This window comes from uncultured Roseivirga sp., from assembly GCF_963973945.1.
Classification (GTDB): domain Bacteria; phylum Bacteroidota; class Bacteroidia; order Cytophagales; family Cyclobacteriaceae; genus Roseivirga.
Map to the genome: position 1 here is coordinate 211,657 of NZ_CAXBBV010000004.1, position 20,261 is coordinate 231,917.

20 protein-coding genes are annotated in these 20,261 nt (G+C 38.2%); 12 read left to right on the top strand and 8 right to left on the bottom strand.

What is annotated here, in order from left to right; all coding sequences use genetic code 11:
• Nucleotides 1–20 precede the first annotated feature (20 nt).
• The gene (locus AAC026_RS09265) at nucleotides 21–755 is read right to left on the bottom strand and encodes a hypothetical protein (protein WP_339697234.1); all 735 of its coding nucleotides are present in this window, start codon (nucleotides 753–755) and stop codon (nucleotides 21–23) included.
• A gap of 19 nt (nucleotides 756–774) precedes the next feature.
• Nucleotides 775–1,281, bottom strand: a complete 507-nt coding sequence (locus tag AAC026_RS09270) for a hypothetical protein (RefSeq protein WP_339697236.1) — start codon at nucleotides 1,279–1,281, stop codon at nucleotides 775–777.
• Between the two features lie 116 nt (nucleotides 1,282–1,397).
• Between AAC026_RS09270 and AAC026_RS09275 the strand changes: the two genes are divergently transcribed.
• Nucleotides 1,398–1,673, top strand: a complete 276-nt coding sequence (locus AAC026_RS09275) for a helix-turn-helix transcriptional regulator (protein WP_339697237.1) — start codon at nucleotides 1,398–1,400, stop codon at nucleotides 1,671–1,673.
• Here AAC026_RS09275 and AAC026_RS09280 read toward each other — a convergent pair.
• Nucleotides 1,670–1,939: a helix-turn-helix domain-containing protein gene (locus AAC026_RS09280; RefSeq protein WP_339697239.1), complete on the bottom strand. Its 270-nt coding sequence runs from the start codon at nucleotides 1,937–1,939 to the stop codon at nucleotides 1,670–1,672. The two genes, AAC026_RS09275 and AAC026_RS09280, sit on opposite strands and share 4 nt — an antisense overlap.
• A gap of 140 nt (nucleotides 1,940–2,079) precedes the next feature.
• On the opposite strand from AAC026_RS09280, the gene AAC026_RS09285 reads away from it, so the two are divergent.
• The 4 genes from AAC026_RS09285 (at nucleotide 2,080) to AAC026_RS09300 (ending at nucleotide 5,658) form a co-directional block, all read left to right on the top strand.
• Complete coding sequence (locus AAC026_RS09285; protein WP_339697241.1) at nucleotides 2,080–2,541, top strand: mobile mystery protein A; 462 nt, start codon at nucleotides 2,080–2,082, stop codon at nucleotides 2,539–2,541.
• Nucleotides 2,526–3,134, top strand: coding sequence for a mobile mystery protein B (locus tag AAC026_RS09290; protein WP_339697243.1), 609 nt, complete (start codon nucleotides 2,526–2,528; stop codon nucleotides 3,132–3,134). The genes AAC026_RS09285 and AAC026_RS09290 overlap by 16 nt, the downstream gene beginning before the upstream one ends.
• A gap of 271 nt (nucleotides 3,135–3,405) precedes the next feature.
• Entirely contained in the window at nucleotides 3,406–4,827 is a 1,422-nt protein-coding gene (locus AAC026_RS09295; RefSeq protein ID WP_339697245.1) for a TraM recognition domain-containing protein, read from the top strand.
• A 12-nt stretch (nucleotides 4,828–4,839) separates the two neighbouring features.
• Entirely contained in the window at nucleotides 4,840–5,658 is an 819-nt protein-coding gene (locus AAC026_RS09300) for a hypothetical protein (protein WP_339697247.1), read from the top strand.
• 3 nt (nucleotides 5,659–5,661) lie between these two features.
• On the opposite strand, the gene AAC026_RS09305 is transcribed toward AAC026_RS09300, so the two are convergent.
• On the bottom strand, nucleotides 5,662–6,111 hold the full coding sequence (locus AAC026_RS09305; RefSeq protein ID WP_339697249.1) for a hypothetical protein: 450 nt from the start codon (nucleotides 6,109–6,111) through the stop codon (nucleotides 5,662–5,664).
• A gap of 18 nt (nucleotides 6,112–6,129) precedes the next feature.
• On the opposite strand from AAC026_RS09305, the gene AAC026_RS09310 reads away from it, so the two are divergent.
• Nucleotides 6,130–6,438 (top strand): hypothetical protein, encoded by a 309-nt coding sequence (locus tag AAC026_RS09310; protein WP_339697251.1) that lies wholly within the window; start codon nucleotides 6,130–6,132, stop codon nucleotides 6,436–6,438.
• 152 nt (nucleotides 6,439–6,590) lie between these two features.
• On the opposite strand, the gene AAC026_RS09315 is transcribed toward AAC026_RS09310, so the two are convergent.
• Both AAC026_RS09315 and AAC026_RS09320 read right to left on the bottom strand, forming a co-directional pair.
• Nucleotides 6,591–6,854, bottom strand: a complete 264-nt coding sequence (locus tag AAC026_RS09315; protein ID WP_339697252.1) for a hypothetical protein — start codon at nucleotides 6,852–6,854, stop codon at nucleotides 6,591–6,593.
• A gap of 12 nt (nucleotides 6,855–6,866) precedes the next feature.
• Nucleotides 6,867–7,136 carry a helix-turn-helix domain-containing protein gene (locus tag AAC026_RS09320; RefSeq protein WP_339697254.1) on the bottom strand — a complete coding sequence of 90 codons (270 nt, stop codon included), beginning with the start codon at nucleotides 7,134–7,136 and terminating at the stop codon, nucleotides 6,867–6,869.
• Nucleotides 7,137–7,242: 106 nt separating this feature from the next.
• Between AAC026_RS09320 and AAC026_RS09325 the strand changes: the two genes are divergently transcribed.
• Together AAC026_RS09325 and AAC026_RS09330 are read left to right on the top strand one after the other, a co-directional pair.
• Nucleotides 7,243–8,532, top strand: coding sequence for a hypothetical protein (locus AAC026_RS09325; protein ID WP_339697256.1), 1,290 nt, complete (start codon nucleotides 7,243–7,245; stop codon nucleotides 8,530–8,532).
• On the top strand, nucleotides 8,510–8,746 hold the full coding sequence (locus AAC026_RS09330; RefSeq protein WP_339697258.1) for a hypothetical protein: 237 nt from the start codon (nucleotides 8,510–8,512) through the stop codon (nucleotides 8,744–8,746). Before AAC026_RS09325 ends, AAC026_RS09330 begins: the two co-directional genes overlap by 23 nt.
• A 23-nt stretch (nucleotides 8,747–8,769) precedes the next feature.
• Here AAC026_RS09330 and AAC026_RS09335 read toward each other — a convergent pair whose 3' ends face one another.
• The gene (locus AAC026_RS09335) at nucleotides 8,770–10,245 is read right to left on the bottom strand and encodes a tyrosine-type recombinase/integrase (protein ID WP_339697260.1); all 1,476 of its coding nucleotides are present in this window, start codon (nucleotides 10,243–10,245) and stop codon (nucleotides 8,770–8,772) included.
• Nucleotides 10,246–10,717: 472 nt separating this feature from the next.
• Between AAC026_RS09335 and AAC026_RS09340 the strand changes: the two genes are divergently transcribed.
• From AAC026_RS09340 to AAC026_RS09355, 4 genes are all read left to right on the top strand, one after another.
• Nucleotides 10,718–13,579, top strand: a complete 2,862-nt coding sequence (locus AAC026_RS09340; RefSeq protein ID WP_339697262.1) for a gliding motility-associated C-terminal domain-containing protein — start codon at nucleotides 10,718–10,720, stop codon at nucleotides 13,577–13,579.
• A 1,225-nt stretch (nucleotides 13,580–14,804) separates the two neighbouring features.
• Nucleotides 14,805–15,533: a hypothetical protein gene (locus tag AAC026_RS09345; RefSeq protein ID WP_339697264.1), complete on the top strand. Its 729-nt coding sequence runs from the start codon at nucleotides 14,805–14,807 to the stop codon at nucleotides 15,531–15,533.
• Between the two features lie 38 nt (nucleotides 15,534–15,571).
• Nucleotides 15,572–18,439 (top strand): CHAT domain-containing protein, encoded by a 2,868-nt coding sequence (locus AAC026_RS09350; protein ID WP_339697266.1) that lies wholly within the window; start codon nucleotides 15,572–15,574, stop codon nucleotides 18,437–18,439.
• A 97-nt stretch (nucleotides 18,440–18,536) separates the two neighbouring features.
• Complete coding sequence (locus AAC026_RS09355) at nucleotides 18,537–19,460, top strand: hypothetical protein (RefSeq protein WP_339697268.1); 924 nt, start codon at nucleotides 18,537–18,539, stop codon at nucleotides 19,458–19,460.
• Nucleotides 19,461–19,518: 58 nt separating this feature from the next.
• Here the strand turns inward: AAC026_RS09355 and AAC026_RS09360 are convergent, their stop codons facing one another.
• Nucleotides 19,519–20,085 (bottom strand): DsrE family protein, encoded by a 567-nt coding sequence (locus AAC026_RS09360; RefSeq protein WP_339697270.1) that lies wholly within the window; start codon nucleotides 20,083–20,085, stop codon nucleotides 19,519–19,521.
• Nucleotides 20,086–20,261: the final 176 nt, after the last annotated feature.

Consider the following 20,261-nt stretch of genomic DNA (forward strand, 5'->3'; position numbering starts at 1 on the left):
CAAGTTTTATATAGACAAAGTTAGTATTTCTTTTGCCAAAGAAGTTCACCTGTCTCTTTTTGATAAACTTTGACGTCTTTTACGACACCCGTAAGCTGGCGTTGGCTTTGATCCTCAAAAAGATCGCCATAGGTGATGATTAAAACAGCATCAAATCGCGCCTTATCATTAGCAAAGAGTTTTTCTGCCTTCGCCATGGGAACTTTGATCTGTACCCTCACATGTCTGTTGGTTTTTCCATCGGTCAACTTGATTTCAAGCCTCTGCCAAGAAGCACTCAATCCAAAGGGAAGAATTTCATTCTCAAAGTCATATTGACCACCTTGAAAGGTGTATGGAATGACTTGGGTAAATTCATCAGGCAAACCCAAGATGTCAGCTCGCGCTTCTTCTGTTCTGGCTTTAAATTTTTCCCGTACCTGATTGCGCTTGAAATCATTAAAGCCTGCTTCATCAAAGGACTTATCATCCTTTAAAACAGTGTAATACACTTCCGTGAAACTCTTGGCGTAGTTATGCAAGTATTCTAGTTTATTGCATGCATCGGGATAAGGGGTTTCGGTTGTGTTTTCATCGAATTTGGCACAGCTTTGTAAAAATGCAGAAATCACATTTTTTCTGTTAAATTTTTCAGCCTGTGGACGGGTCATTTTTAAAAATGTTTCCACATTTTCTTGGGCTGATACTTTGAAAAAGAATAGGATGCTTAGACATCCAATCACGATGGATCGTCTAAGACGTGTTAAAGAATTCATGTTCTTGTTTTTAGAGGGGTTAAAAATTTCTTCCGTATTGGCTATAGCGAGGAGCAGTCGTTAATTTCCAGCCGTCTTCTGTTTCAGTCATTTCACCAATGCCAATAACACCGCCAAACTCACCATTGGTAAATTCAACCATTGTGCGTGAATAGACTTTGACATTGTTTCTAGATACGTCCTCAAAGTTGATTTTTGAGAATTCAACATCCGACCAATCCGACAATCCTTTTTGTGAAAACCTCTTACGAACATCTTCAATATGAACTGGCATATCCATGAGGTTTTCGATCATCCTTTCTAATTGTCGATCCGTATCAGCATCCAATTCAAGGAGAGTTTTGTAATGCTCTTTAAGGTTGCTTGCATTGGTAAAGTATTTATCCGACAGTCTATCGGGATCATTTTCTTTAATTGCCGACAGGACGGTTTGGGCAAGTTTTTCTGCCGTGGAGTTGTCGTTAACAGTCCCACCACCACAGGCACTCATAAGGACGATTGATAAAAGCATTGTTAGTTTTTTCATTTTAATAAGGGGGTTAATTGAATAATAATTTAGGCCTCTGATTAAAGAGGGAGTCTAAAGTAGGAAATGATTCTGAATTTACGAACTTTAAAGTTCATATTTTAAAGTAGTAACTTATGGATAGGCTATTTTGGATTTTTATACCCATGACGAGGGTAAAAGACGAGACCACAAAAAAGAGAATTGAACAACTCGGTAAGCGGATGCGAGAAATTCGAATTGCTAAAGGCTACACGAATTATGAGAATTTCGCCTACGAGCATAATATCCCACGCCCACAATACGGACGTTATGAGCGAGGGGAGGATTTAAAATTTAGTAGCCTGATGAAAGTTCTAAAAGGCTTTGACATGACCTTGCAAGAATTCTTTTCGGAAGGATTTGATGATTAATAGAATGGTTCTTTGGCGTGTCGTTCTAGAAATTCATCTATTGATTTTCGATCATAAAGAATGACCCTCTTGCGAGGCTGACTATAGCGGACTTCACCATTATCACGGTATTCCTGAAGTGTCGTAGGAGATTTGATGTTTAACAGCTTCATGGCTTCAGTTGGTGTGACCCATTTGTTTTGGTGCTGAATGTTCTCTTTGGTATAAGTGATCACTTTGTCCAAGAGCTGATAATAGGCTTGTTCTTCAATTAAAATAACGTTCATCGTTTTTCTGGTTTATAATAGTACAAGAGTTGTTGCGACCTAATCTTCACTGGATATCATACATAAGTGATTTTTTAATTTTATATATATAATATATATGTTATATATTTAACTTAAATTAACCACCTAAAGGTGATGATATGAGCTATTGGGATAAAAAACTCGTTCGCGAACAAGTAGATAAAAAGCTTCTAAGACTGAAAGCTTTGCCTGAAAAACCCTCCGTTGGTTGGATTAAAACCTTACGTGAGGCTCTTGGCATGACTGCCGTTCAATTCGGAAAGCGTATTGGCGTGCGTCAATCACGCATTACTCAAATAGAAAAATCTGAAATTGAGGGCAACCTGAAATTAGCCACCATGGAAAAAATTGCTGATGGGCTAGGGATGAAGTTTGTCTATGGCTTTGTCTCTCAAGAGGGGCTAGAGGATATTATTAGAACCCAAGCCAAGAAACTTGCCTTACAGCGTATGAAAACATTAGACCATACGATGCGATTAGAGCTTCAAAACTTGTCGCCTTCCGAAAAAGAAAAAGCCATTGAGGACATGGTTGATCGTATTCTGATCGAGGGGGATAAACAACTATGGGAAGTCATATGATGTTTGAAGAACCAGAAGGCGCAACACCTCTTGACCCAGACGATATTGAGGGGCTGAAAATAAAGCATATAACCACCCGTGAAGAACTCAATCGCTGGGAGCAAGAAAATATTGCAGAGGCCTATCGTTGGTGTGAAAAAAGACGCCAGAAAAAGAATGTTTTGACGGAAGACTTCTTGATCACACTTCATCAAAAAATGTTTGAAAAGGTATGGCAATGGGCAGGGGCTTTTAGAAGAAGTGGTAAGAATATAGGTGTTGATTGGGAGCAAATTCCAATCGCCCTTCGCCAGCTTTTAAATGATACCCAATACTGGATTGACCACACTACATATCCACCTCAAGAAATCGCTGCTCGGTTTCATCATCGGCTCGTACAAATACATCTTTTCCCGAACGGGAATGGTCGTCATGCCCGCCTTGCGACTGACCGACTGTTGATGGATGTTTTTGGACTAGAACCCTTTGCATGGGGCAATGAAAATATCAATCAGAAAAGCGATATTCGTACAAGATATATCAGTGCATTAAGAAAAGCAGATCATCACGATTACAGTGATCTATTGGCTTTTCTACATACAACATCTAAATAGAAATTGTCTATTTAATCGTTCAGCCTTTGGTGAGTTCTATCATCATTAAGAAGATACCAATTACGTACTAAAAAAAGTATCAGACATCTTCCCTAAGCACAGCTTAGGACTGGAATAATAGAGGATAAACCGTCTTTAAATGGCATCTATCTGTCATTATCTATTGTGAATAAGTGTTAATCTTATTGTTTTTAAAAAAGAAAATTGACATCTTTTGGTACGCAATAACTTATTACTGAAAGCTAATCGGTAAGCACACACACAATAGAGTATGCCTTCTTTTATTGATCGCCCGATTTTACATTTAACAGAGCAGGATAGTTTCACGCCTCGACATGCCTTTGAAGGAGTGGCGATTTTTGGCAGTATTGGGTCGGGTAAAACTTCTGGGTCTGGTAAAAATTTAGCTCTTAATTATTTGCGATCTGGTTTTGGTGGTGTGGTGATGTGCGCCAAAGAAGAAGAGTATGCCCAGTGGCAAGAATACTGTGAAAAAACAGGAAGAGCAAAAGACCTTTACCGTATTGGTGCAGGTTCAAATGAAACTTTCAACTTCCTAGATTATGAGAGTAAAAGGAAGGATTCAGGAGCAGGTATAACGCACAATATTGCCTCGACTTTAATGACCGTTATGAAGGCGGGAGAACCTGAAGGAGATGAGAAAGATAAGTCCTTTTGGGATGGGACAATGCGATCACTTTTAATCCATGCCATTGACTTATGTAACCTGAATAAGAAGGAGCTTTTATTTAAAGATATATCAGCTGTTATTAAGAGTGCACCGACAAGTTTGGACGAAGTAAAAGACATTCAATGGCGGTCACAATCTTTGTGTTTCAAGATGATGAAAAAGGCATCAGATATCATTAACTCTTTAATTGTTTCTAATGTATCGGATCAGATGTATTTGAAACTTAGAAAGGTCGAAGATTTCTTTTTAACCACTTGGGTCAACCTATCTCCAAAGACCAGATCAATTGTTGAACAGATATTTTTGAATTTCTCTCATCGCTTTTTATCTGAGCCTTTAAATAGAATTTTTTGTAGTGGCACAACGATTAGACCAGAGGACACTCAACAAGGCAAGGTGATCGTATTGGACTTACCTTACCTGATCTATGAACAGGCAGGAAGAGATGGTCAGATCCTTTTCAAATATATCTGGCAACGAGCCATGCAAAGACGAAAGATAGATGAAACTTCAAGACCCGTTTTTCTATGGGCAGATGAAGCCCATCTATTTTTACACGAACATGATGTTGACCATCAATCAACAGCGAGATCGTTTCGGGCAAGCACTATCTATATCAGTCAGAACCTACCCAATTATTATATCCATGCTGGGGCTGGTCAGCAGGGTAGAAACAGAATTGAAGCTTTGTTGGGGAATATGGGGACTAAAATATTTCATGCCAATAGCTGTATTCAGACCAATCAATATGCGGCTGATACAGTCGGTAAAATCAGAACATGGCAAGCCAATCAAGGGTCAAGTTATGGGGAGCAGGTATCGCATAATCAGGGGATTTCTGAGACGGTTGAATATGTGATTCAACCCTCAGAGTTTGCAACCTTAAAGACAGGAGGGGAGATGAATAACTTTATCACAGAAGCCATTATTCACCGTCAAGGTGCACCTTTTAAATTTTCGAAGACAAACTATGTCCGTAAATATTTTTCACAAAACATATAAACAACACTCCTTATGAAAGCATATACAAGACGTGAAGAAAATGAGATTAAGCTGTTTTGGTCTGGGTTTGAACGTAGAGATAATATTATCCTGACAGCCTTGGTGGGTTTGGGTTTTGCTTTGGCAAAATACCCAAGTATTATCATTGAGGTATTTTATCGAAAGAAGTTTGGGGAACGGTATTTTACACTGGCTTCTTCGGTCTTCATTTTTTTGTTATTGTTGCTGATAAGTTTGGCACCAAAAATTGTTGCGTTCATTTTTATGCTTCTTAACATGCAGCCCAATTTTGATAATGGGTTTGATGTTGTGCTTTTTCTTTTTGCTTGTGCGTTTTTATTCAAGTCGATTAAGCAGAGACAAGAGATTTCAAAATATGGTGTAACCTACAAGTTAGATCGCTTCAGTTTGTCCCAAGGGGAGTATCACAAATTTTTCAATGATCGGTTTGGTCAAAAACTTTATGGTATCCCTGTCAATAGTAAAACCATTCAGATTCTCTTTGAGCCAAGTGTGCCGATTATTGTTGGGATTGTTTTTCTTCTGATTCCTTACTTTCAGGTGCTGGGAGCGATCCTTTTATTCTGTGGCGTGATCATGGTAATCAGGCAGTTTGGACGTGCTATGCAAGGAAGGAATGCGGTGCTCGATATTATTGATCAAAATATTATTTCACAAGATAAAGCAGGGATTCTGATGGAAGAAAAGCCGATGGAAGAAGTGCACGGCATCCGATTGCCTGTGGCATTGCCAACCGATGAAAATGTTAGACAACTTTTGTTTGATGAGACCAATACAGAGAATTTATCAAAAGATACTTGGACGGAGTAGAGGCTATTGAGCCGAATTGTTTTGGCTAATAGCCTGATGTCTTTCTTCAAAGAGGCGTTTGGTTTTCGCCATACGCATTTCTTGGGCTAGGTAATAGAATTCATGCATATACATTTCAACATAACTACTCAGAAGAATTTCAAGGTTTTCTTCCATTTCTTCTTTTGTCATTCGACCCAGTTGATGTTTGGCCAAAGTGTTGTTGACGTACTTAAGAAGCTGATCTTCATAGTCGTAGATTTCACTCTTCAGTTTATCAATCGGAATGCCGTAATAGTTGGAAATGATCCGTTCCGACATAGGCGTGTTGTGTGCAATCAAATCCTTAAAGTCACACCATGCAGTTGTGAAGACATTTGTTTTCCCTGGACCGATATACTTGTCGAAATAGATCGTCCAGCGCATGTCGCCATATGTATAAATGATATTCCAATCCATACAAAATTGTACCATATGTAAACAGTAAAAACAATGAGTAATTCAGATTTTGAGAAGAAAAAAGTTGCCCTTTATGAGAAGCATTTAAAGGAGAGAGGGGTAATGGCATCTAAACATGATGACGTTATAGGAGCGCACGGAAGTAAGGAAAATTTACCACCTGAGACAGCAGATAGAATCCAGCAGGAAATAGGCAAAATGAATGAAAAACATGCTGAGGAAATGAAAGACTTCTTTGATAAGCATCAAGGATATGATCCTGATGAACCTTCTAGGGACAAGGATGATTATTCCAAAGACAAATCAAAAGATAAAGACAAGGATATTGATAAGGAGGACTAGCCTTCCTTTCATCTGAGATGCGAAGGTAAAGCTCAATCAGAACCCGTCAAGGGTATATAAACGGTGTTCGTGCCTCCACCGCCCTTGACCGAACCTGTTTGAGCGTTTAAAGGGCATCTAACAGTTGAGAGGAAGGAGATGGATTTAGGGGTTTACTTTTCAAGGTCTTTTGAACGGTCTTTTTCCTTACTGGGAATGTTATCAAGAAGCATTTTGTCAGGATCAAGATCATCTTTGTGTTGGTCTTTAAGTTGGTCGACTTGATCATGAACATATTGCTCACCACCATCTTTCATTCCCTCGAGGAATTCACTTTTGATGGTTAGATTATCACTCAAGCTTTTGAAAAGCTCAGGGTCTTTTTCTTGCATAAGGTATCCAGCATTAAATCCTTTTATATAGCGATCTTCATTCATATCACTTTTCTTTTAAAATCGGTCTTGTGCGTTTTCTTCTAAATATTCAATGATGGAGTCACGGTCATAAAGAATGATTTTCTTTTGTGGTTGAGAAAAGCGTATGCGTCCATCATCACGCATCCGTTGGAGTGTTGTCTTAGACTTAACGTCTAAGAGTTTTAAAGCATCATCAGCCGATATCCATTTATCACGTTCAACTGAATGCGTTTGCTTGAGATGATCCACGACTCTTTCAACAAGAGCATAAAACGCTTTTTCTTCAAGACAGATAATTTCCATTCTAGTTTTTTACTATTTTAGTCATTTATTTTTTAAAGAAGAACAATAAATGATAATCCAATGATTTCTTTTGTGCTTCCTACTAATACTATTTCATATTCAGAATATGGGTAAGATTAAGAAGTTTAGAGTATCCTTTCAAGGATTTATAAATACGCTCTTTGAATTTTTGAAACTGAAACTAAGAGTTTGGATTAATAATAATAGAAGTTGGGTGCAGTTTTTGGCACGACTTTACCCAATTATTATTGGTATTTGGATAGCAATTGACTCTGATAAAATTCAGAGTTCAACAAGGTGTTTTTTTAATAGTATTTTCGGAAGTTGCCTGTTTTCAGATATTGATGTTTCGACATTAGTTTTTTGGATACTTTTGGTTATTTGGGCCATTGTAATGTACTTATTAGTCTGGGATGAGCACATTGAGAGTAAGCAAAGAATTGATAGTTTGGGTGAAATGCTTGTTCGTCAAGAAGAAACGCTCAAGAACCAAACAAAATCTTTTGAAGAACAAGAAAAGACATTAGTAACCCTTACAGGGACATTATATGGAGTAAATAATCCATATTTAATTACGGAGTATCCAAGTATACTTGAAGTGGTGAGAATACAAGCTTCAAATTTAAACAAAGTTGATGTCAATGTGCTTAATAAGACAGACAGAGATTTGCATAAAGCACATTTGAATGAAATCTTGAGAGATGTCTTTCAGTCGATTATAGAAATGACAAATTACGCATCAGACTCTCAAGAGGAAGATTTTGGAATTAATGCAATGTTGTTTGTTGAAGCTGATGGTGAGGTTGAATATCTGAAATTTCTAAGAAAGAAAACGGAATTCTTTAAAGAATGGAGTGAGGAAATGTTTTTGGGATATCTTTTTTTAGAAACAGATAGCTCGATTATGAATCGCACCAATGGAAGCATCAAATGTGAGTACGAAAATGTGGTTTTACCCGTTCCTAGACAAATGATGAGTGAGAATGGGGTTAAAAGGGCTTTGCCAGGTGCTCCAACTGCATGTTTTAGTTTTAATGGGTATCAGATTATTTATGATGTAGATATGTTACCTCAAATTATGGCTAAAGATGGCGTTGATGGTGAAGTGATTAAGAGATTAAATAACTATATTTTGAATGAAATTACAGGCTTTAAAAGTTTCTTTTCTAAGAAGGTGAGTTGGGATGGCGATTTAGTAGGGGTGATAAATGTTGATTCCTCGAAAATAGATATAATCGGTAGAGAGAGTGCTCCTAAAGATAAGTTTTTTAAACTTTTTAGTAACGTTGTTTCGTATACAGAATATATACTCTATGAACTAAGTAGAATAAAAACACTTGAATTAAAAGAAGAGTTTGCTAAATTGAAAAAATATGGAAGCAATACAGGAGCTTGATTTGACTAAGGTCAATAAAAGTAATAGAGAAAGTTTAACATCTGAAACTCTGAGGAAACTAAGAGAATATACAGATGAATACAATTTGCTTTATACTAAAGCACTTCAAAACGATTTGCCCTTACCAGAGTATAATAATGACCATATTTTTGAAGAGTATCGGAGAAAACTACATTACTCTTCAGGATCAAACATGAAATGTGTTTTGAAATAACCAAAGACCCCTTTAGGTTTTATTTATGGAGAATTAATTTTTAACGGTCTCAAGGTGATTTGACTATTAATCTCATCCAAAATCCGTTCCTGAACCGTTTGGCTATAGTGTTTTTCGGTGGTTTTTACACTGGCATGACCTAAACCAGAGGATATCTTTCTAATATCAATACCCATTTCTAAGCCTAAGTTTGTCCATGTGTCCCTAGCAGTATAGGTGGTCACATTCTTGTCAATGCCTAATTCCTTCGTCATTTTCTTCATGTGTTTGTTGAACCATTTCACCTTATCATTCTTAACCCGAAATATCCGACTTTCGGGCGTGTCTGAAGATAGAATAGGGAAGAGGTAATCATCCTGATTTTTACCATAGCTGTAGTGAGCAATGATGTGTCTAGCTTCATCGGTTTGCTTGATGGAGAAAAAGTCACCGTCACTATTCTCATTTTTCTTTCGGGTGTAGTTGATCCGTTCACCGTCAAATTGATGAACCTTTAAAAGAGCCAGATCATAAAAATTCATACCCATGTTGTTAAACATGAACAAGAAGTAATTACGCACATGAAATTGCCCAGAGTCAGTTGGGTAATCAGTATTCCGATAAAGATCAATTTCGTCATAGGTTAGGACGACTGTGGCATTCTTACTACTTGATTTTTTAATGCCCTCTAATGGCTTGTGTCCTTTGAGTTCAGGATGTGTGCGTTCGGCATCATTCAAGACAGCCTGTAGGCTTCTTAAAAATATAGCCACAGTGTTTTTTGAATTGGAACGACTATCAACGTAAGTCTTTAGCTCTTGGACAAAAGACACGGTGATACTCTTAATGGGTAGGTCATACTGTTTGTATTGTTCTTTGACCGTAAAACAATCATCCATATTCTTATTGAAGAGTGTTTTGATCATCACCTTGTCATCTTGACGAGCTTGTTTCATCTGGTATTTGATAACCAGCTTCAATGAGTCTTCATAGGAAGATGCTGTTGAAAATCGCTTTTCAACATGAAAGCGATAGAGAAGCTTTGCCGAGTGGGAGAGGAGGCTTAGATCAGGTTGTTTGTTGAAGAATTTCTTTTCTATCTCATCTTTGAGTTGAGCAATAGACCAGAGTTTAATCATGGCTTTGTTCTCATCCAGCCATAGATCAATATCCTTGTATTTTTGATCAATGCGCTTGGTGTGCCGAACAGCATTTGTTATGCCTGTTATTTTTAAAGGGCTAATTTCAATTTGATCTTCAAAGACCTGTATGTCCAAGCCAATATCTCTTGTCTTACTTTTATGTCCTATGCGTAAAACAAGAGGATATTTTCCTTCATTTGTACGGCAATTTGCCCTTGTGTCGAGTGTAAGCTTGATTGTTGCCATGCGTGTGTCTCCTATTACTTGCGTGCTTTTTGCGTGCTTTTTTGGTTTTGACAGGAGTTTATTGGAAGTGAAAATAGGAAAAAACGCACAATAAAGCCCATTTGAGGCACTATTAATAACTATCAATGTCATTGATTCGGACTTGTAATCAGTAGGTCATTGGTTCGATCCCGATAGGAGGCTCAAAAAGGACAAACATTTGTGTTTGTCCTTTTTTGTTTTATTGTCATTGGTTCCCTCGAAGCTTCGGAGCCGATAGATGGCAAGAAAGTAATGAAAGAGGTCTTTACAGTTGAAATTTTAGAACAATTGTATTGGGAAGACTTCCAGTGTTATACTTCAATCGGGTTTTCACTAACAGCCTTGATTATCTAGCATTCTGATAATCCATTTAAAGGAAAACTTGCTTAACCCATATTAGGAGATATTGTATGGATAATTTATTCATTGCATGAACCTTTACTTGAGTAATATTTCCTATATATTGAGTAACTTCATTGAACTCATCTTCTTACTCTGGCTACTATAAATGAAAGTACGGGCTAAAAGGCTAATATATTTATTAATACTTATTCATTGCGGTAAGCATCTATATGGTCAAAACTTGCAATGGGTTTTTGCACTGGAATCAGAAAGAGAGTCGGTAATAAAAACTGTAACCACAGATAGTTATGGGAATATCATTGTTGGTGGCTATGCAAATAGGAGCGTTGATTTTGATCCGAAAATTGGAGTAGAAATACCACCCTCGTTGAGTTACCAAGATTCTTTTTTTGCCAAATACGATCGATTGGGTAATTATTTATGGGCTTTTCGCATTTCTAGTATAAATGATGAGATCGGAGTTAATGAGATATTGGTAGATGAAGATGATAATATTCTGGTTTTTGGGAACGTTGGTGGGCCAACAGATTTTGATCCAACAAGTGCTGAATATAAAAGGGGGAGTTTTGATGTGGACAGAGCTCCTTTTATTGCTAAATATTCCTCAGAAGGTATTTTAATTTGGGCAGAAGTTATTGGAGAAACTGGGTTCAGTTCTTTCTCTGATGCAGAAATTGATAATAACGGAGATATTGTTATTACGGGGATAATGGGCTTGGAATTAGATTTTGATCCATCATCTTCAAAATTTGTTCTAACTAATCCTACGAGTAGACCTTCTGTTTTTTTGGCCAAGTACTCTTCAGAAGGAACTTTAATCTGGGCTAAGGCATCCGAATCTCCTGAGAGATCATTGGTTTCTGATATAGCTATTTTACCCAACAATAATATTTTGATCACGGGAAAGGAAGAAGGAACTGACCTTGACTTTGGTCCTGGGATTTTTAACTTCTCAGCAGAATATTATACCAATGTTTCTAATTATGCGGTTTTGTATATTTCTGAATTTACACAGAATGGAGATTTTGTGAGGGCCACAGGTTTTAAGAACCCCGAACCGGGTAATGAAGAGTCAGGTATATTGAAAATCGATTCTGAAGGAAATTTAATATTGTTTTATGATGTATACCTAAGGACATACTTGGATGGTTATACGGATGAATTAGTAGGGCGAGGTGGGAGTGATGCCGTACTAATGAAGCTTGACCAGTCTGGAAGTTTGATTTGGTATAGCCATTTAGGAGGTAAACAAGAGGATAAAATTCAGGGCTTGGCAATTAATTCAAATGATGAGATTCTTATAACTGGAATCAGAACACAAGATTTAATAGTGACGGAGTCGGAAGCAATAAGAGATACCATTTACAACTACAATGGGGGTTATGATTCCTATGTAGTTAAGTATAGCCCAAACGGTAAAATAATGTACTCTGGAGCATATGAGTCGTTGCCAAGTGGAGCGGGATCTGCTCGTATTGAAGATGTTATTTTTGACACTGATACTTCATTTCTTTTGGTGGGAGGAAGTTACGATTTTGATGCTGATTTGAACCAAGGAGTACAGCCTGTGATTGTTGGCATGGGTAAAAAGAGTGCTTTTATTGCAAGGTATTCAAATGCCCCGCCTAGCATAAACATAACTCAAGAAGAATTGATGGTGTGCTCTTTAGAAGAGTTTCATTTTGATATTGATTTATCAGATGATAATTATGATGGACTTGCCATATCACTTAACTCTTCAAACCAGAGTGTTCTGATTGATGAGAATGCCTCTATTACAAGGTCATCATCAGGATATGTTTTGGATATTATTAGGTTTGAAAGTTTTGGGGAGACTGAAGTAACTATCAGTGTTACGGACGAGTTTGGCAAAATAGATGTGGCAACTGTCAATTTAAAAGTGTTAGATAACCTTCCAGTGCCTCAAATACTAGGAATAAACTCGACAGATATAGATATTTGTTCGGGTTCGTCATACGAATTGGAGTCATCTGTGGATAGCAACATATTGTGGTCTACCGGAGAAACAACAACCAAAATAACAGTTTTTACATCGGGTGAATATTGGGTGAAATCTGTTAATCAATCTGGTTGTGAAAGTATAAATTCAGATACTGTTACAATTAATTTTGCCCCTCCACCAATCCAGCCAACTGTTACGGTAACGGGGCCTATAGAATTCTGTGAAGGTGGTCGTGTTGAATTGACTTCCGACCTTAGCGATAATATTATTTGGTCTACTGGTGAAACCTCTCAGACTATTTCGGTTAGTCAATCTGGAATTTATACGGTTTGGCAAAAATCTGAAATTTGTGAGGATGGGATTCCTTCTAGAGAAATTGAGGTAATAGTCAATCCAATTCCTGAACAACCAATAATTGAGGTTATGGGTGCAACGCAATTTTGCGAAGGGGGCTCGGTAAACTTAAGCACAACTGCAACTGGTAATATCTCGTGGAGTAATGGTTCTACAAATCCTACTTTAGAGGTGACAGAATCTGGTATGTATACCTTGTATGTTGAAAATAATGGGTGCATAAGCCAAATGTCAGACCCTATTAACATCAAAGTTGATGAAAATTTCTCTTTCAAGATGATTTCAGATACAGTGGTTTGTGAGGGGATTGAGCAGTTAGAGATCATGCCCGAGTTGGAATCAAATAATATAGATTACCTGTGGTCTGATGGGAGTAGTTTGCCTTCTTTAATTGTAGATAGTGCAGGTATTTATTGGTTAGAGGTTTCAAATGGGACTTGTGAGAAACCTCGTGTTTATATAGAGGTAACCGAAGCCTGCTATCCGAAAATATTTCTTCCCAATGCTTTTTCACCTAATGGTGACGGTGTTAATGATACTTTTGAAATCATGGGATCCAGAGTGTTATTATTTGAACTGAGTATTTTTAATCGTTGGGGTAATCAAGTTTATCATACTAAAGCACTTGATTCCTTTTGGGATGGAACTGTTAGTGGTAAGCCAGTCTCCTCTGGAACGTACAGCTATAATGTGGTTTATTCAGGAGAAATAAATGGTCAGATTTTACAATTTACTCAGACAGGAACTGTGGCGCTTATTAGATAATCGTTTAAGATTTTCCAAGAGAGTAATGAAGCTGACAACTTAAATGTTTAATTTAGTCAGTATTTATAGACTTTCATTTTTTGTTAACTACCTAAGTTGCAAATATGCTAAATTCAGATTCCTTTTTCGCTTAAGTTGCTTAAAGAATTAGGGAGTGAGGCTGGTTCCTTTTTTGAATTGGTTCGACAAATGTGCCGAACTGCTGTAATACATTTTATATGCGATATAGGATAGGGAGAACTCATCGTAAAGAATCAATTTTATGACCCTTTCAATTGTGTGCATGATAATGTAATGCTGAATCGTAATGCGTTTTACTTCAGATAACTTATTAGCAAAGCAAGTATAGTCTTAATTTAGCTTATGGCTGATGTAGTCTGAATAATTGGCCTTTGGAAGTTCATTTGTGTGGTAAATCATCTCTGTGAAAGTACTTTTGATCTTTTCTTCTAAGATGTTTCTCTTGTCATCTAGAAGCTCCAGACCAGATCTCAGTAAATTGGCTTTGAGTAATTCAATGTCCTGCCTTCTGAACTCGTCAAAAAAGTTCGACCATACCCAGCTCTACAAGTGATTTTTTCTGGCGGAGGCTCTCTAATTCTGTATTCACAAGTAATTTGCAACGTGGGCTGATCATGTACTTGATGTAAAGCTTTATATGGAGATTGAGGTATAACTGTAAAGTGGATTAAAATGTAGAACTCCGTTTTCACTTAAAATTTTTCTCTTAATGACTTAACTGTAAATGAAGCAGGGCGGATGCTAAACTAATAGTCCTTAGGTAGTGTCCTACGTTTACAGTAACAGTAGCTTTAAATATTTACTGAGAACCCTATCAAATACAAATAACAAGAAGTTGGAGAGAGCAAAGAGTAATGCTCAAAAATAGATTTCCAATTCTAAATGATACGGACTTCAAAATTGAGGATGTACAAAATGAAAGCATGATGTATAAACTCTCGGTAAAGCTAAAAAAAGGTCGGAGCATGAATTGCTTTTTGCTGAACTACAGACTTATTAATTCGAGCCCACCAAATACAGGTGTTTCTTAAATTACTTCACTAAGATCAACCAACCCACTAGGGGGATAGCCGATTAAGGTCAAGCCTATTTCTCCGTTAATTGATTCTCCAAATCTTCTGTTGAATTACGTCAATTGCCCTATTGAACCTGCCTTTGTAGCTGAATAGCTTTGTTGAATCCAACAAACAACATAAGGCTCACCATGAAAAGATTGCAGCTCACAATTATTATTGCTTTCATTCACTTTAACCTTTTCGCTCAAAACAGTATTGAGTGCGTGAAAGGCGACTGCCAGAATGGTTATTCATTTGCCAAGCTTTTAGGATCCGATGGCAAAGATTATGGCTATCAGGTAGGTTTTTACGAAAACGGCAAACTCAATGGTATCGCTAATCAAACAGGTGATTTTGGTAAGTTTTGGGGCACTTTTAAAGATGGAAAAAGGCACGGGTTCTTCAGTTATGAAAGTGATGGCAACCTGTATGCCTTTGGCCAATATATAGAAGGGAAGAAGGAAGGTCTGCATGTTGTCAGAACTAAGGCGGGCTATGAGTTTAAAGACTATAAAAACGATGTTCACGTGAGTAACAGCCCTTTGCCTACAACTGGCACCGCACCTTGTGTTATGGGTAATTGCGACAACGGAAAAGGAGTTTCTATCAACGGAAATGACGCAGTGTATAGCACCTGGAAGAACGGGAAAATGGATGGAATGACCATGCAATTTCTAATGTCTGAAAGTAAAATCATTTTTGCGGAATACACTGAGGGAATTGCAAATGGACTTCAAATGACTTGGTATTTCGATAAAACCGCTGAAATAGCTCAGATGAAGAACGGTCGGAAGCACGGAAATTTCTTAAAAAGAAATTCGGACAACAAGCATGAGGCTGCAACCTACATGGACGGTGCTCAATTAAAGTCATTCTAAGGCCTCGCGTCATTCACAAAGCTTAAAATTCACTCACTATGAAAAGATATTTCACATCCATCGCTCTTATTTTATTTTACCAACTGGCTGTTGCTCAGGTAAGTGTTCCACCAGCGCAGATAGAAGCTCACCCAAGTTACGCGGCCTATCAACAAGCCAAGCAGTCAAAAAATATCAGTGCTAAACTCAATGCTGCAATCGATCTGTTAGAGGTTTATCCAGAAAACTCTCAAGCCTTTATTTTGGCTTCTACAGCCCTTTATGATAATAGTAAGCCCACCAATGCGGTCGATTTGGCCCAATGGTCGGTGGCCTATAACAGCTACGATATTCCAAATAGCTATTATGGGTTTATTTACGCGGTTTTTGCAAATCGGCCAATAGAGGCAGAACGGTTTTTAAGAAATATGCAAACCATGGGGGCAGATGCCACCACCATGCAAAGGAATTATGAAAACCTAAGTGCTTATGTAAACTCCCTTTCCAATTATCCTCAATTAACCAATTCGGTACAAAGGGCTAGAGCTGCACTGACAAACTTTAGCCAAGAAAGTGTGGCAAGGGCCAAAGCTACTTTCGAAAATTTAGCTTCAAGCCTTGGAGCAACTTATGAGGGTGTAGCAAGTAACACCACTGCCGATAAGATTTTAGCCGATTGGGTAGCTGCTGAAGCCGCAGTTAAAGAGGGATTGATTTCCAGGTCATTATATGCAGATGCCTTTGTGAGTATTGTCGGTATGGCCGAAAAAGTGAACTTTACTTTCGGGCAAAAGTTAGAACCGCATTTAGAGAAGATCGTTTTCGATCAGGCCAATTATAGTATTGCTTCGCGCTATCGTGCATATGTAAAATTAGCCAGTCTTCAAGCATCTTTAAAGCGTTGGGATAAAGTAGAGTCTGCCAGCAACCTGATGTTGACCGACTTGAAAGGCAACATTCCTTCAAACGCTGTATTGGCCAAAATTTACTTTTACCTTACTATGTCGCTTACAGAGCAGCGAAAACTTGCAGACGCTTCGGGAATGGCCGATGCCTATGTGAATATTTTACCGAAGATAAAATCGCCAGAGTATTTGGCCGAGGCTTATTATATAATCTTAAGAGCCTATGCTTTCAATAAGGAAGTGGAAAAGGGTAAGGCCATAGTTCAGCGTGTCGAAAACTTCCTTAAAATTCCAGGAGTCGACAAATACGATTATGTCAACTTTGCGAAAAACGGAATTTCTACCACGGCCAATATTCTTGGAGGTGAAGGAGCCGTGGAACTCACTGGAAATCCTTATAATGATGGTGTTCGCTTGATGGATGCTAAACAATATGCCGAAGCAGTTGTGCAGTTTGAAAAGGCCAGAACAGAAGAAATTGCTGCTTTAGAAAAGTTAGATCCTTTGGCGCAGCGTGGTTATCTCGATAAATTTCAGCGTATCAACGGATTTTTGGCTTCCACCTATTATGAAACCAAGCAGTTCGATAAAATCTATGACGTGATTGAATCCAACCGATCTTATTCGCTTTTGAATGACAAAAGGAGCGGGAAGAAACAATTGAGCTTAAAGGAATTGCAGACTATTCTGGGGGGAAAAGAGGCATACCTTTCTTTTATCGATGTTTCTAAAGGTACAACCTACGAAGGCACCTACTTAATGTGTTTGGTGACCAAAAACGAAGTATTTACCCGATATAACAGATCGGCTGGTGCTTTTGTGGATTTGCTAGAAGGTGACCCCGAACTGATTGTTTTAGAGAAGGAACTAGCACAGCAAGAGTTTAGAAGTCCGAACCTAGATTATTTAACGGGCGAAAAAACCCGCAAACCCAATATGTTTGCTCCGGGCGAATTTAAACTAATGACCCAGTATTTACGCAAGCATATGGAAGCCAAAGTGGTGGATGGCCAGTATGTGTTCTTCCAGAAAGAGAAAGTACCTGATTTATTAAAACGCTTCCACATTACGTTTATCGATGGCTTGGAAGAAAAACTGCAAGGCATTACCAAGCTCACCATCAGCCCAGAAGGCTTAATCGGTACTATTCCTTTTGATGCTCTGATTGATATTAACGGACGCTATTTGGCGGAACGCTTCGAAATCGGCTACATTCCAAATGCCGCATTACTTTCTACTCTGAGAAGTCAGCCAAAAAAGACCTATGAGAAAAGCGTATTGGGTTTTGGAGGTGCAACTTATGAGAATTATACCGTAGCCAAAGCACCTTTAAACTCATTGGGCGACTTAGAAAAGCTGCGCTACCGTGTGCGCGAAGATTTGCAAAAGAACCAACCGCTTGATTATGCTTTTGCCACTTTTCAAGGAAAAGATCCGATGTCTTATTTGCAAGGCGGAAGAAAAGAGGTAGTGGTGATTAACGACCTTATTCCAAATGGTGAAACCCGATTAGACGATATGATGACTGAGCAGGAGCTGAAACGCATGAGTAAAGCGAATGAACTGGGTAAGTTCAAGGCTGTGCACTTGTCGAGTCATGCCAGCGTACACCCTTATGTTTTTGATTTAAGCTCCATTGCCATGACAGTAAAGCCAACACCCGTAAATGGTGAAGACGGAATGCTCGTGGTGGGTGAATTAGAAAAACTGAATTTGTCTGTTGATTTTGTAATGCTCAGCGCCTGCCAAACTGCGCTAGGAGTAGAGTCGCCAGGGGATGGAATTAAAGGCTTAAATCAGGCCTTATTCAATGCGGGTGTAAACAGCAGTCTTACTTCTTTATGGAGTGTAAGTGACACGGGCACCATGTATTTAAGTGTAGAACTTTACCGTAGAATGTTCAATCAAAAAATGGCTACTACTGCTGCTTTGGTTGAAGTAAAACGCAATTTTATTGCAGGTAAATACGGAGATCAAACGCATCCATATTTCTGGTCGCCTTTTATTTATACAGGATACTGATCGGAGAGTAGGTATGTTAATAGATTGCTAACTTAAAAGACTTTCTAATTCCTTAAGGCTTTTGTTACTTTAGGTATAAAATCTAAAGTAACAGAAGATGAATAGTAGAGAAGTGAACAACTCAAGGCGGAAGTTTCTTAAAAACAGTGGTTTAGTTACTTTATCTACTTTTCTGCCACTTTCAATTTATGCTTGTCAACCTGATAAAACCTCTAAAATCAGATTTGGTATTACTACCGATTCACATTATGCCGACCGAGAGCATGCTGGTACTCGTTATTACCGCGATTCCATCGAAAAAATGAATGAATTTGTGGAGGTAATGAACCGTGAAAAAGTGGGTTTTGTAGCTCATTTGGGTGATTTTAAAGATGAAGATCTGAATCAAAAAGAAGCCGATACACTTCGGTATTTAGAAACGCTAGAGAATGCATACGCCAAATTTAACGGCCCTCGATATCATTGTGTTGGTAATCATGATGTAGATAGCATTAGAAAAAGCCAGTTTCTAAATCATATAGAGAATACGGGCATTGATAAGTCGAAGGGTTATTATTCTTTTGATAAAGAAGGGTTTCATTTTGTGGTGTTGGATGCGAATTACCATGCTGATGGGAGAGACCAATTTTACAAAGAAGGAGCCGATTGGCAGGATGCCAATATTCCCGAAGTGGAGTTCAATTGGCTCAAGCAAGATTTAGAAGAGAACAGCTTACCGACCATTGTTTTCTGTCATCACCCGCTTTATGAATTCAATAAAGAAGGAGCTAAGTTTCATGTCAACCATTATCAGAGATTTCAGCAACTGTTTGAAGCCTCAGGCAAAGTATTGGCCGTATTTCATGGCCATGTTCATGCAGAAGAACACACTGAAATCAATGGAATTCACTATGTCACGCAGTTAGGTATGGTAGACTACGAAGGTTTGGAGAACAATAGCTTTGCCGTTGTAGAAATTGATGATCAAGCCATTCATATCAAAGGCTATAAAAGAGTAAGCGACCTGACGCTGGAAGTGTGAGAGTAATTCCAGACCTGTCAGGTTTCAAAAACCTGACAGGTCTGGAAATTCTATTTAATCAATTATTCATATTCATATAAGTGTAGCCCATTTGGTCTAGGGTAATCAGTGCTGTTTTAGCCGATATAGCGAGGTCGACATCCTTCACTACGTTTTCTTCTGGTACTTGCCTGAAAGCCAAGACTTGCGCACAAACGTAAAATTCGATTCCCTCTTTCTTCATTTCCTTAATCACCGCTATGTTTGGATTGGGTACCCCAAACTTTGTCTGATAAGCTTCATTATTCAAAATGCCTTGAATGGCGCTTCCATGAATCACGACAGCCACCTTCAACTTCCTTTTCGGAACTCCATTGGCAATGTTTAAATTATAGGCTCTGGCTACTTCTAATAGTGTACCCATCACCTTTGTGGAGTCGTAAACCTTATCCGTAACATCTATTGCTACTTTGTACTCAAGGTCTTTATCATAGTTAAGTGCTTTAGCTTTTGTTTTAACAACTCCCACCATAGGGTGGAAATCAAAAACCGGATAAGTCATTTTGCCCTCCAAGTGCTTAGGCAATTGCGCTAACAAAAGAGTAGGGAAGAGAAGACAAACAAGGGTGACGCTTAATTTTTTCATGAGGTTTAAGCTAGGAAATATTTGTTAAAAAATGCGCTAATAACCTGATTTAAGTTAGGTTATTACTTTCGTTGTAAAGATCAGACTGGCGATTCGGTTTCGCTCATTATAGTTTTGTGAAAGCTTTGAAGGCTAGATACATAAGGAAGGGTTGACTTTGTCCTTGCAGGACTTTG